The 13,199-nt window shown below is 65.2% G+C and carries 8 protein-coding genes and 4 pseudogenes; all 12 read left to right on the top strand.

Translation table 11 applies throughout. From position 1 onward, the window contains the following. Positions 1–12: 12 nt before the first annotated feature. Positions 13–762, top strand: a complete 750-nt coding sequence (locus D5301_RS07640; protein ID WP_153855280.1) for a flagellar basal body rod protein FlgF — start codon at positions 13–15, stop codon at positions 760–762. Positions 763–864: 102 nt separating this feature from the next. Beyond that, entirely contained in the window at positions 865–1,650 is a 786-nt protein-coding gene (flgG, locus tag D5301_RS07635; RefSeq protein ID WP_005409571.1) for a flagellar basal-body rod protein FlgG, read from the top strand. Positions 1,651–1,672: 22 nt separating this feature from the next. Further along, entirely contained in the window at positions 1,673–2,365 is a 693-nt protein-coding gene (gene flgH / locus D5301_RS07630; protein ID WP_088025898.1) for a flagellar basal body L-ring protein FlgH, read from the top strand. Positions 2,366–2,367: 2 nt separating this feature from the next. Next, positions 2,368–3,504, top strand: a complete 1,137-nt coding sequence (locus tag D5301_RS07625) for a flagellar basal body P-ring protein FlgI (RefSeq protein ID WP_153855279.1) — start codon at positions 2,368–2,370, stop codon at positions 3,502–3,504. 1 nt (position 3,505) lies between these two features. Continuing rightward, complete coding sequence (gene flgJ, locus D5301_RS07620) at positions 3,506–4,705, top strand: flagellar assembly peptidoglycan hydrolase FlgJ (RefSeq protein WP_153855278.1); 1,200 nt, start codon at positions 3,506–3,508, stop codon at positions 4,703–4,705. 8 nt (positions 4,706–4,713) lie between these two features. After that, a complete protein-coding gene (gene flgK / locus D5301_RS07615) occupies positions 4,714–6,594 on the top strand; it encodes a flagellar hook-associated protein FlgK (RefSeq protein ID WP_153855277.1) in 1,881 nt (626 codons plus the stop codon). Then, positions 6,591–7,793, top strand: a complete 1,203-nt coding sequence (gene flgL, locus D5301_RS07610; RefSeq protein WP_153855276.1) for a flagellar hook-associated protein FlgL — start codon at positions 6,591–6,593, stop codon at positions 7,791–7,793. The genes flgK and flgL overlap by 4 nt, the downstream gene beginning before the upstream one ends. A 396-nt stretch (positions 7,794–8,189) precedes the next feature. After that, positions 8,190–9,490 (top strand): annotated as a pseudogene (locus D5301_RS07605) (flagellin). An 80-nt stretch (positions 9,491–9,570) separates the two neighbouring features. Next, positions 9,571–9,717 (top strand): annotated as a pseudogene (locus D5301_RS07600) (flagellin); the annotation flags it as partial. 184 nt (positions 9,718–9,901) lie between these two features. Then, positions 9,902–10,087, top strand: a pseudogene (locus tag D5301_RS24360) (flagellin); the annotation flags it as partial. Continuing rightward, positions 10,038–11,226 (top strand): annotated as a pseudogene (locus tag D5301_RS07590) (flagellin). The pseudogenes D5301_RS24360 and D5301_RS07590, both read left to right, overlap by 50 nt. Positions 11,227–11,665: 439 nt before the next feature. Then, a complete protein-coding gene (fliD, locus tag D5301_RS07585; RefSeq protein WP_110712228.1) occupies positions 11,666–13,084 on the top strand; it encodes a flagellar filament capping protein FliD in 1,419 nt (472 codons plus the stop codon). Positions 13,085–13,199: the final 115 nt, after the last annotated feature.

Genomic DNA, 13,199 nt, shown 5'->3' with positions numbered 1-13,199 from the left:
GGAACTCCCCGCATGGATAAAGCCCTTTACGTGGCGATGACCGGTGCCCGCGCCTCCCTGCAGGCGCAGGGCACGCTCAGCCACAACCTCGCCAACTCCGATACCCCCGGCTTCAAGGAAGCGCTGGCCAACACCGAAGCCTTCCCGATCCGTGGCCCGGGCTTTGCCTCGCGGGTGGATGCGCTGCATGTCGATGCCGGGTTCAACCGCACGCCCGGCTCGCAGCACATCACCGGCAAGCCGCTGGATCTTTCGCTGCAGACCGGCACCTGGCTGGCGGTACAGTCCAGCGACGGCAGCGAGGCGTACACCCGTGGCGCCGCGCTGTCGGTGACGCCGAACGGCCAGCTGGTGACCTCCAGTGGCCGCACGGTACTGGATGACAACAACAACCCGATCGCCATTCCGCCCTACCAGGCCATGGAGATCGGTGCCGACGGCACGATCTCGATCATTCCGCAGGGCGAAGGCCCGCAGACCATGGCGCAGATCGGCCGGATCAAGGTCGTGCAGGCGCCCGACGAGCGCCTGGAGCGCGGCCTCGATGGCCTGTTCCGCAACACCGATCCACGCCAGCCGTTCGCACCGGCGCAGGGTACGGCCGTGCACAGCGGCCAGCTGGAAGGCAGCAACGTGGATGCCGCCGGTGCACTGGTGCAGATGATCCAGCTGCAGCGCCAGTACGAAATGCAGGTGCAGGTGATCAAGCACGGCGACGACAACGCGCGCAGCGCCAACAGCCTGCTGCGCCTGGGCAGCTGACGGAAATCCGGCGCCGGCTGACGGCGGCGCTGGCACACCGCTTGCACACCCGCAGACAAGGGCCGCACCACGCGGCCGGCTCCACCAGACAGGACACCGAAGATGAACCAGGCATTGTGGATCGCGAAAACCGGACTGGATGCGCAGCAGATGCGCATGTCGGTGGTTTCCAACAACCTCGCCAACACCAACACCACCGGCTTCAAGCAGGACCGTGCCAGCTTCGAGGACCTGCTGTACCAGCAGGTGCGCCAGCCCGGTGGTTCCTCGTCGGCACAGACGCAGCTGCCGACCGGCCTGCAGCTGGGCACCGGCGTGCGCGTGGTCGCCACCGCCAAGAACTTCGAACAGGGTGGCCAGCAGCAGACCGGCCGCGCCCTCGACGTGATGGTCAACGGTCGCGGCTTCTTCGAAGTGCAGATGCCCGACGGCAGCTCGGCCTACACCCGTGATGGCTCGTTCAAGATCAACCAGGACAGCGAGCTGGTCACCAACAGCGGCTACCCGGTGCAGCCAGGCATCCAGATTCCCGAAGGCGCGCAATCGGTAACCATCGGTACCGACGGCACCATCAGCGTGAAGATGGCCGACGGCGCCGCTTCGGTGGAAGTCGGCGCGCTGACCCTGACCGATTTCGTCAATCCGGCTGGCCTGCAGGCCCGTGGCGAGAATCTGTTCCTCGAGACCACTGCGTCCGGCCCGGCACAGAACGGCAACCCCGGCCTCAACGGCCTCGGCACCGTGGTGCAGGGCGCGCTGGAAGGCAGCAACGTCAACGTGGTGGAAGAGCTGGTGTCGATGATCGAAACCCAGCGCGCCTACGAAATGAACGCCAAGGCGATCTCCACGACCGATTCGATGCTCGGCTATCTCAACAACAAGCTCTGACCGGCCAAACCGGGAAACCGCCATGTCGCCCATTTCCAACTTCGCCCGCACTGCCCTCGCCTGCGCCGTGGCCGCCCTGCTCGGTGGCTGCGTGATCGCGGGCGACGTGCGCCCCTACCCGACGATGGCACCGATCCAGCCGATCATGCCGCCGCAGGCACAGCCGACCGCCGGTGCGATCTACGCTGCCGGCCCGACGCTGCAGCTGTATTCGGACCGGCGCGCACGCGATGTCGGCGACCTGCTGACCATCACGCTGCTGGAAAACACCACCGCGCAGACCAGTGCCAACACCGCCACCAACAAGGAATCGAACCTGAGCCTGGGCACACCGTCCATTCTCGGCGCACCGGTCACCCTCGGCGGCAAGGACATCCTCAGCGCATCGGCGGCGGGCAAGCGTGACTTCACCGGCAAGGGCAACAGCGCGCAGAGCAACCGCCTGCAGGGCAGCGTCACCGTCACCGTGGTGCAGCGCCTGCCCAACGGCAACCTGGTGGTGCAGGGGCAGAAGAACCTGCGGCTGAACCAGGGCGATGAACTGGTGCAGGTGCAGGGCATCGTGCGCCCGGGCGACATCAGCCAGGACAACACCATTCCGTCCAGCCGCGTGGCCGAGGCCCGCATCGTCTACGGCGGCCGCGGTCCCGTCGCGCAGTCCAACGCGATGGGCTGGCTGAGCCGCTTCTTCAACTCCGGCCTGACGCCGTTCTGAGTATGGCCATGAAACTCTTCCTCTCTTTTTCCTGGCAGCGCCGCGTGGCGTCGTTCGTCGCGCTGATGCTGCTGGTCGTGGCAGCCCCGGCCAGCGCCGAGCGCATCAAGGACCTGGCCCAGGTCGGTGGCGTGCGCGGCAATGCGCTGGTGGGTTATGGCCTGGTGGTCGGCCTGGATGGCAGCGGCGATCGCACCAGCCAGGCCCCCTTCACCGTGCAGAGCCTGAAGAACCTGCTCGGCGAGCTGGGCGTCAATGTGCCGCCGAACGTCAATCCGCAGCTGAAGAACGTGGCGGCGGTCGCCATCCACGCCGAGCTGCCGCCGTTCGCCAAGCCCGGCCAGCCGATCGACATCACGGTCTCCTCGATCGGCAACGCGGTCTCGCTGCGCGGCGGTTCGCTGCTGATGGCACCGCTGCGCGGTGCCGATGGCCAGATCTATGCCATCGCCCAGGGCAACCTGATCGTCGGCGGCTTCGGTGCGCAGGGCAAGGATGGTTCCCGTGTCTCGGTGAACGTGCCCAGCGTCGGCCGCATTCCCAACGGTGCCACGGTTGAACGCGCCCTGCCCGATCCGCTGGCCAACGGCGGCGACATCACCCTGAACCTGCACAACAACGACTTCACCACGGTCTCGCGCATGGTCGCCGCGCTCAACAACGCCTTCGGCGAAGGCGCCGCACGCGCGATCGACGGCGTGACCGTCGCGGTCACTGCACCGACCGACCCGGGCGCGCGCATCGGCCTGCTGGCGCGCATCGAGAACCTGGAGCTGACCCCAGGCAGCGCCCCGGCCAAGGTGGTGGTCAATTCGCGTACCGGCACCGTGGTCATCGGCCAGCAGGTGCGGGTGGGACCGGCGGCGATTTCGCATGGTTCGCTGACCGTGACCATCCAGGAAAACACCAACGTCAGCCAGCCCAATGCCCTGTCCGGCGGCCGTACCGTGGCCAGCCCGCAGTCGACCATCACCGCCACCAACGACGGCAGCCGCATGTTCAAGTTCAGCGGCGGTACCACCCTGGACGAGATCGTGCACGCGGTGAACGCGGTTGGCGCGGCACCGGGCGATCTCATCGCGATCCTGGAAGCCCTGAAGCAGGCCGGCGCATTGAGTGCCGAGCTCGAGGTGATCTGATATGCGCATCACTCCCGCATTCGATCTGCACCCGGCGCAACAGAACGATCCGGCCAAGATCGACAAGGTCGCGCGCCAACTGGAAGGCCAGTTCGCGCAGATGCTGGTCAAGAGCATGCGTGACGCCAGCTTCGGCGACTCGCTGTTCCCCGGCGAAAACAAGATGTTCCGCGAGATGTACGACCAGAAGATTGCCGAGGCGATGACCCGCGGCAAGGGCCTGGGCCTGTCGGGCATGATCAGCCGGCAGCTGTCCGGCCAGGCCGCCGAGGGCCCGGCGCTGGATACCCGCGTGGACCCGGCCAAGGCCAGTCGTGCCTACCAGCTCAATGCACCGGCCAAGCCGGCACCGTCGCTGCCGCTGGAAGACGGCAGCCAGGCGGTGCGCCTGCTGCAGCAGATGGCCGCCGGTGCGCAGCACGGTGCGCAGGCCGCGGTCGCGCCGATGGAACAGGCGCTGGACCTGATCGCCGGGCGCGAGAGCAGCAGCATGCACCGCTCGCTGGGCACCGACGATCCGTACATCGGCAGCCTGCAGGGCGAGGACTGGGCCGCCAACAGCGACCAGTGGTCGGCCACCGCCAGCAATCGCGGCACCGCGATCAGCCCGGCCGATGCAATGGCCACCCGTACCGCCGTCGCCCAGCTGGGCGAGCACACCCCCGAAGGCTTCGTCGCCAGTATCTGGCAGCACGCGCAGAGCGCGGCGAAGGAACTGGGCGTGGATGCCCGCGCCCTGGTCGCCCAGGCGGCGCTGGAAACCGGCTGGGGCAAGCGCCACATCAAGCACGCCGATGGCAGTACTTCGCACAACCTGTTCGGTATCAAGGCCAATGGCTGGAACGGCCAGCGCGCCGTGGCCGGCACCCATGAATACGTCGACGGCGTACGCCGCAATGAGACCGCCAGCTTCCGCGCCTACAGCTCGCCGGCCGAGAGCTTCGCCGACTACGTGCGCCTGCTGAAGACCAGCCCGCGCTATCAGCAGGCCCTGCAGGCCGGCACCGACGTGCAGGGCTTCGCCCGCGGCCTGCAGCGCGCCGGCTATGCCACCGATCCGCGCTACGCGGCCAAGATCGCCGCGATCGCCGGCGGCCCGACCATCGAGCGCGCCGTCAGTGCCGTGGCCGATGCCGGCTTGCGCCTTGGCCAGACCTTCGCCAGCACCGCAACCGCGGCGCTGGGTATCACTCGTCGTTGAGGAACCCCATGTCCAGCGTACTTTCCACCGGTACTGGTGCCCTGCTCGCCTTCCAGCGTGCGTTGGCAACCACCAGCCACAACGTGGCCAACCTCAATACCCCCGGCTACAGCCGGCAGAAGGTCAACTTCGCCACCGCTGATCCGCAGAACTACGGCTATGGCACGGTCGGTAACGGCACCCGCATCACCGACATCCGCCGCACCGCCGACCAGCTGGCGATCTCGCGCCTGCTCGACAGCAGCGGTGAGCTGGCGCGCCTGAAGCAGCTCTCCGGCATGGCCGACCGGGTCAACTCGCTGTTCTCCGAAGCCGCCACCAACGTGGCCGGCGTGTGGTCGAACTTCTTCGACTCGGTCAGCGGCCTGTCCTCCAATGCCTCCGGCACGGCCGACCGACAGAACATGCTCGACGGTGGCAAGGCGCTGGCCAACCGCTTCGTGCAGCTCAACACGCACCTGAACAACCTCAACAGCGAGGTCAACAACGGCCTGATGGCCGGTGCCACCGAGGTCAATCGCCTGGCGCAGGAGATCGCGCAGATCAACGGCGCCATCGGCACCAACATCGCCACGGCTGCGCCTGACCTGCTCGATCGCCGCGACCAGCTGATCACCCAGCTGATCGGCTACACCGGTGGCACGGCAGTGATCCAGGACGGCGGCATCATGAATGTCTACACCGCCGGCGGTAACGCGCTGGTGGTGGGTACCACGGCGACCAAGGTCACCACCGTGGCCGACCCGTACCAGCCCGAGCGCCTGCAGCTGGCGCTGGAGACCCAGGGCAACACGATCAGGCTTGACGCAAAGGCGGTCGGTGGCCAGATCGGTGGCCTGCTGGAATTCCGCGACACCGTGCTGACCCCGGCCCAGGCCGAACTGGGCAAGCTCGCCGTGGGCCTGGCCGAAACGTTCAACCAGGCCCATCACCAGGGCGTGGACATGTATGGCCAGCTGGGTGGCGACTTCTTCAACATCGGCAACCCGCGCGTCACCGCCAACAACGCCAATACCGGCAGCGCCAGCCTGAGCGCCACCTATGGCGACCTCGGCAAGCTGGAAGCACAGAACGTGGTGCTGCAGTTCGATGGCACCAACTGGAAGGCCAGCCGTGCCGACACCGGCGCCAACGTTCCGCTGACCGGTACCGGCACCGCTGCCGATCCGCTGGTGATCAACGGCGTCAAGATGGTGGTCGGGGGCACCCCGGCCGCCAATGATCGGTTCCTGCTGCAGCCCACCGCAGGCGTGGCTGGCACCATGGAAGTGGCGATCACCGATCCCTCGCGCATCGCTGCGGCCGCTGCGGTGAAGGGCGCGGCCGCGACCTCCAACACCGGTACCGGCAAACTGAGTGGGGTCACCGTCAGCGATTCGACCAACGCCAACCTGCGCAATCCGGCCGCGATCGTGTTCACCTCGGCCACCACCTACACCATCGATGGCGGCCCGCCGCAGACCTACACCCCCGGCCAGACCATCAGTGCCAACGGGTGGAGCTTCGTGCTGGATGGCGCACCGAAGGTCGGCGACACCTTCAACATCACCCCGACCCCGGCCGGCTCCTCGGACAACAGCAATGCCTCCAAGCTGGCCAAGGTGGAAAGCGCGAAGGCCTTCAATGCCGGCACCGTGACCCTGAACGGCGCACTGGGTGGCCTCACCACCCAGGTCGGTGCCGCCGCGCGCTCGGCCGAGTACTCGCTGGAGGCGCAGCTGGTGATCAATGACAAGGCGCAGGAAGCCCGTGACGAGGTGTCCGGCGTCAATCTGGACGAGGAAGCCGCCGACATGCTGCGCCTGCAGCAGGCCTACCAGGCCGCCTCGCAGCTGATCTCCACCGCCGACAGCATGTTCCAGACAATCCTGGGAGCCGTCCGCCGATGAGCAGCCGCATCTCCACCAGCATGATGTACAACCAGTCGGTGTCGCTGATGATGGCCAAGCAGGCCAAGCTCAGCCATCTGGAGCAGCAGATCGCCACCGGCAGCAAGATCGTCAGCGCCAAGGACGACCCGGTCGGCGCCGGTGCTGCCGTGGGCCTTGATCGCAGCCTGGCCGCCCTGGACCGCATGAAGCTCAATGCCGGCAACGTACAGAACCGGCTGGGCGTGCAGGAAAATACCCTGGCCCAGGTCAACGACCTGATGGGTCGGGTCAACGACCTGACCATCCAGGCCAGCAACCCCGCGTTGAGCGCGTCCGACAAGAAGACGCTGATCACCGAGCTGAACCAGATCCGCGACGGCCTGCTGTCGCTGGCCAACGCCGAAGACGGCACCGGCCGCTATGTGTTCGGCGGCACCAACGATGGTGACCCGCCGTTCGCCAAGATCAACGGCAAGGTGGTCTACCGCGGTGACCAGACCCAGCGCCAGATCGAGGTCGGCCCCGATACCTACGTCCGCGATGCCCTGCCCGGCAGCGAGATCTTCATGCGCATCCCCACTGGTGACGGCTTCGTCGATGGTGGTGCCGCAACAGGCAATACCGGCAACGGCGTGCTGACCAACATCACCCGGGATGGCACCGACAGCTGGAACGGGCAGTCCTTCAGCATCCGCTTCACCGCTGCCGACCAGTACCAGGTGCTCGATGGCGCCGGCAACGTGACCAGCACCGGTACCTACAAGGCCGGCGACAATCTGGAGGTGAACGGCGTGCGCCTGCAGATCACCGGCGCGCCGGCAGCAGGTGACAGCTTCAACGTGAAGCCGGCGAGCAGCCGCGACATCTTCGACACCATGGACAAGCTGATCACCGCGCTGGACGCCGACACCGGTACCACCGCGAAGATGAGCGCACAGCAGAACGAGCTGCAGAGCGCATTGCGCGACGTGGCGCGGGCGTCGGAGCGGATGATCGACTCGCGTGCAGCCGGCGGTGCGCAGCTGAAGGCACTGGACAATGCCGCCGACATGCGTGAGGCCAACAGTGTGACCCTGAAGACCACGCTGTCGCAGATGCGCGACCTGGACTACGCCGATGCGCTGAGCCAGTACCAACTGCAGAGCACCGCACTGCAGGCGGCGCAGACGATCTTCTCGCAGATGCAGTCGATGTCGTTGTTCAACAAGATCGGCTGACAGCTCTCCCACCTCAGTCCTGAAAGGCCGCGATGCCCTGCATCGCGGCCTTTTTCGTTTCTGCGGTCCATTGCCAAGGCGCGCGCCAGGCGGGCTACCAGGGATTTTCCGTGATTGCCCATCAAGCCCGGCTGGCCCCCGCCGATACCTTCATCAGCGCTGGCTGGGCTTGCCCAACCGCCCCCTCCGGGGTCGCCTTCACGCCCCTCCAGGGCTGGAAAACCCCGGAAAAACAGCCTCCGGCAACGAATTACGGCTCCAACGGAATTCACGGCTAAAGGTTGTTGACAAAGCGCCGTTATTCATTTGGCAACAACGAAGCACACAGCCACACAAAAAAACAGGCGGCGCTTCGTTTCATTCACCAACGGGTTCCATATAAGAGGAGACGACCCCATGGCACAGGTAATCAACACCAATACGATGTCGCTCAACGCTCAGCGCAACCTGAGCACCAGCGGCAACTCGCTGGCCACCACCATCCAGCGCCTCTCGTCCGGTCTGCGCATCAACAGCGCGAAGGACGACGCCGCCGGCCTGGCGATCTCGGAGCGCTTCAGCACCCAGATCCGCGGCCTGGACGTGGCCATCCGCAACGCCAACGACGGCATCTCGCTGGCCCAGGTCGCCGAAGGCTCGCTGAGCGAAGTCGGCAACAACCTGCAGCGTATCCGCGAACTGGCCGTGCAGGCCTCCAACGCTACCAACTCCAGCAGCGACCGCAAGGCCCTGCAGGCCGAAGTAACCCAGCTGATCTCGGAAGTGGACCGCGTCGCCAAGCAGAGCGATTTCAACGGTACCAAGCTGCTGGACGGCTCGTTCACCAGCCAGCTGTTCCAGGTGGGCGCCAATGCTGGCCAGGCGATTGCGATCAACAGCGTCGTCGATGCCAAGGCAGATACACTGGGCGCAGCGACCTTCGCCAACGTCTACGACACCCAGGCCATCGCGGCCGACAAGGCTGCGGCCGATACGACCTTCTCCGGCCTGCAGATCGGCATCACCCCGCAGGGCGCGGCCACCCCGACCACCATCAAGATTCCCGACTTCACTGTGAAGGCCGGCGAATCGATCACCGCCGCCACAGCTGCAGCAGTTAATAGTCGCCTCGGTGAGACCGGCGTCATGGCGAAGGTGGACGCCGGTAAGCTCTCCCTGCACTCAGCCACGGCAGGCCAAACTTTCGCGCTGTCTGTCAGCGCCACTCCGACCACCGGCGCTACAGCAGTGGACGCGAACTTTGCCAACATCGGCCTGCAGCAGGTTGCGGCCGGAACCGGTGGCACGCTGACCGGCGCAACCGCACGCCACGTCGAGGACCTCAATGTGAGCACCGTTGAGGGTGCCCAGCAAGCACTGTCAATCGTCGACAAGGCTCTGGAATCGGTCAACAGCGTCCGCGCCGACCTCGGCGCGATCCAGAACCGCTTCACCTCGGTGGTGGCCAACCTGCAGACCTCCTCGGAGAACCTGTCGGCATCGCGCAGCCGCATCCGCGATACCGACTTCGCCAAGGAAACCGCCGAANGCAGACCTCGACGGAAAACCTGTCGGCCTCGCGTAGTCGCATCAAGGATACCGATTTCGCCAAGGAAACCGCGGAGCTGACCCGCACCCAGATTCTGCAGCAGGCCGGTACGGCCATGCTGGCCCAGGCCAACCAGGTGCCGCAGGGCGTGCTCAGCCTGCTGCGCTGATCCTCTTCCTGATCGTCTTCCGGGCACCGGTTGATCCGGTGCCCGGATACTGAACCACGCATCACCTCCGCCAAAGGAAAAGCACNCGCAGCCGCATCCGCGATACCGACTTCGCCAAGGAAACCGCCGAACTGACCCGCACCCAGATCCTGCAGCAGGCCGGTACGGCCATGCTGGCCCAGGCCAACCAGGTACCGCAGAACGTGCTCAGCCTGTTGCAGCGCTGACATGAGCCGCCCCCGGGGCACGTCGGGGGCGTCTAACCCAACTCACGTGCAACCGCTCAAGGACCTCTCCTNAGGGCGTGCTCAGCCTGCTGCGCTGATCCTCTTCCTGATCGTCTTCCGGGCACCGGTTGATCCGGTGCCCGGATACTGAACCACGCATCACCTCCGCCAAAGGAAAAGCACCATGGCACAAGTCATCAACACCAACACGATGTCGTTGAATGCTCAGCGTAACCTGAGCACCAGCGGCAGCTCGCTGGCCACCACCATCCAGCGCCTGTCCTCCGGTTCGCGCATCAACAGCGCCAAGGACGACGCCGCTGGCCTGGCGATCTCCGAGCGCTTCGGCACGCAGATCCGCGGTACCGACGTCGCCATCCGCAATGCCAACGACGGCATTTCGCTGGCCCAGGTCGCCGAAGGTTCGCTGANCTGGCGATCTCCGAGCGCTTCGGCACCCAGATCCGCGGTACCGACGTTGCCATCCGCAATGCCAATGACGGCATTTCGCTGGCCCAGGTCGCCGAAGGTTCGCTGACCGAGATCGGCAACAACCTGCAGCGTATCCGTGAGCTGGCTGTACAGTCGTCCAACGCGACCAACTCGGCAAGTGATCGCAAGGCACTGCAGTCGGAAGTGAATCAGCTGGTCAGCGAGATTGATCGTGTGGCCAAGCAGTCCGATTTCAATGGCACCAAGCTGCTGGACGGCTCGTTCTCCAGCCAGCTGTTCCAGGTTGGCGCAAATGCTGGCCAAGCAATCGCAATTGACAAGATTACCAACGCCAAGACTGATTCGCTGGGTGGCACCCTGTTCTCCTCGGCGACCACTACAGCGACCACCACTGCCGTTGCAGAAACTCCCGCCGGTTCCTCGGTATTTGCGTTCGCTGCAGGTACCGTTGCCGATTTCTCGATCTCCGCAAATGGCGCGACGGTGAACTTCAGTGGTGTGAAGTTCGACGCAGGTAGCGCATCAACGCAGGCCGCAGGTGAGGCTGCCAGCGTGGTTTCCCAAGGTAATGCCATTGCAAAGGCCATTAATCAGAAGTCGGCCGACCTCGGAGTCTCTGCCGAAGTGGACTCCGCGGGCAAGGTAACCATCAGCTCCTGGAAAGAGGGGAAAGTCGGCGACCAGATCACCGCAACCGGCGTAACCCTCGCAGACGACGCAGCTCTGGTTGCTACCGATGCCAAGCATGCCATTGACCTTGACGTCACCAGCTACGGCAAATCTCAACAGGCGCTGCAGATCGTGGACAAGGCACTGGAGGGCATCAACAGCACCCGTGCTGACCTCGGTGCGATCCAGAACCGTTTCACCTCGGTCGTCGCCAACCTGCAGACCTCGACGGAAAACCTGTCGGCCTCGCGTAGCCGCATCAAGGATACCGATTTCGCCAAGGAAACCGCCGAGCTGACCCGCACCCAGATCCTGCAGCAGGCCGGTACGGCCATGCTGGCCCAGGCCAACCAGGTGCCGCAGGGCGTGCTCAGCCTGCTGCGCTGATCCACGGCAAGAAGGCGCCGCTACCGTCGGTTAGTCCCGACGGTAGCGGCAACCGGGAAGCCACGATGCACGAAGGCGCGGGCCATGCCCGGCCCGGGAGTACTCCCGAACCGGCTTGGCATCGCCCGCTCCTGCGGACCTCTCTTTCAGCGCTGTACCTTTGACTGTACGTACCGGGCGGCTTCGTCTCCCCCCGATTGTCAGTAGCCTGATCCCTCCCCTGCCTTGGGGGAGGGTTTTTTGCAGACTCCCGGCAGCCTGCGGTGATTCCACCCGCACCCTGCCCCAACCCTCCTGCAACCTGCGTGCCAGAACCTGCGCCGGAGCATTGGCACGGTGCATGCATCAACGAAGTCCTCAAGACCCAGCGGCGCAGGCCGCTATTTTCGTTGACGACGGGCCAGCGCCTAGCGACCAGGCCCGATACCAGGAGAATCACATGGCAAGCTTTGGATACGGTGGCATCGGCTCGGGCCTGAACATTTCAGACATCGTCAGCCAACTGGTGGCGGCCGACCGCAAGCCCGCCGACAACGCGCTGAACCTGCAGCAGTCCAAGGCCAAGATGCAGCTGTCGTCGATCGGCACCGTCACCTCGGCCTTTGACAAGCTGAAGACCGCGTTGACCGCGTTGAAGGCCACGACAGCCTTCGACACCCGCACCGTCACCGCCACCGGCAAAGCACAGCCAGGCAACACCGACGATGTGCTGACGGCATCGGTGGCGCTGTACGACCAAGGCACGACCAAGGCAGCGGCCTCCAACGGCACGCACCAGGTGGAGGTGAAATCCCTCGCCACGGCACACAAGCTGATTGCCAACGCCTCGGTGCCGAAGACCGACACCTTCGGCGCCGGAACCTTGACGCTGACCGTTGGCGTGGGCGACAAGGCAAAGACGATGAAGGTCGAGGTGGAGGCCGGAGATACGCTGACCACCGTGCGCAACAAAATAGATGCCGCAGGCCGCAAGGAAGGCGTGCAGGCGACCCTGATCGCTTCGGGCGATAGCCAGTACCTGTCGATCGCCCAGGAGAAAACCGGCGCCGCCAACGCGATCAAGCTGGAATATGGCGGCAGCGACCCGAAGCTGAGCGCACTGATTGGCAGCCTTCAGGAGAACACCGCGGCAGCCGATGCCGAGCTGACCATCGATGGCGTCACGGTGATCAGCGACAGCAACACCGTGACCGACGCCGTACCGGGCCTGACCCTGAACCTCAAGGTCAAGGGCAAGAGCACGGTCGTGATCAGTACCGACACCACTGCAGCCACCAAGGTGATGCAGGACTTCGTCAAGGCCTACAACGATGCGATCGCCGCCATCAATACCGAGACCAAGTACGACGCCAAGACCAAGGAAGCGGCGACGCTGACGGGCGATGCGCAGATGCGCGGCGCATCCAGTCAGCTGCGTTCGATGATGGGCGCTGTACTGAAGGATCTGTCCGCGGATGGATTGGATCCGAAGAAGCTCGGCCTGCAGACCCGTGGCTATCCTAATGCCGACGGCAGCCTGGTGCTGGACGCGACCAAATTCGCAGCGGCGCTCGCCAGCCAGCCGGAGAAGATCCGCTCGGCGATCACCGGTGATACCGGCGGCGCCGGCAAGCTCTACACGATGGTGGACGGTTACGTCAGTACGACCACGGGCAAGGAAGGCGCCTTCGTCGCCCGTACCAAGGGCCTGAACACCACCTTGGACAACATCGACAAGCGACGCAAGGACCTGGACGTCCGCATGAAGAACGTCGAGGAACGCTACAAGAAGCAGTTCCTGGCGCTGGACAGCCTGATGGGCAAACTGCAGCAAAGCAACACCGCATTGCAGCAGCAGCTGGCACAGCTGAACCGCTAAAGGAATGCGTTCGACGCTCAAGTTTGGCGTGTAACGCACCGATAACGGACGCAACAGCAATCAACGCCGCACCGCCGGCAGCGGTCCCCACGACCGCCCGGCGGCACCCAGCGCA

Origin of the sequence: Stenotrophomonas sp. MH181796, assembly GCF_009659995.1 — a bacterium.
GTDB classification, from domain to species: domain Bacteria; phylum Pseudomonadota; class Gammaproteobacteria; order Xanthomonadales; family Xanthomonadaceae; genus Stenotrophomonas; species Stenotrophomonas riyadhensis.
The sequence above is the reverse complement of the archived record's forward strand: the minus strand, read 5'-3'. Positions and strand labels throughout refer to the sequence as shown.

Bases quoted from the DNA above. Each gene is read 5' to 3' on its own strand.
- D5301_RS07640 (WP_153855280.1), top strand. From the start codon at position 13: ATGGATAAAGCCCTTTACGTGGCGATGACCGGTGCCCGCGCCTCCCTG.
- flgG (WP_005409571.1), top strand. From the start codon at position 865: ATGAACCAGGCATTGTGGATCGCGAAAACCGGACTGGATGCGCAGCAG.
- flgH (WP_088025898.1), top strand. From the start codon at position 1,673: ATGTCGCCCATTTCCAACTTCGCCCGCACTGCCCTCGCCTGCGCCGTG.
- D5301_RS07625 (WP_153855279.1), top strand. From the start codon at position 2,368: ATGGCCATGAAACTCTTCCTCTCTTTTTCCTGGCAGCGCCGCGTGGCG.
- flgJ (WP_153855278.1), top strand. From the start codon at position 3,506: ATGCGCATCACTCCCGCATTCGATCTGCACCCGGCGCAACAGAACGAT.
- flgK (WP_153855277.1), top strand. From the start codon at position 4,714: ATGTCCAGCGTACTTTCCACCGGTACTGGTGCCCTGCTCGCCTTCCAG.
- flgL (WP_153855276.1), top strand. From the start codon at position 6,591: ATGAGCAGCCGCATCTCCACCAGCATGATGTACAACCAGTCGGTGTCG.
- fliD (WP_110712228.1), top strand. From the start codon at position 11,666: ATGGCAAGCTTTGGATACGGTGGCATCGGCTCGGGCCTGAACATTTCA.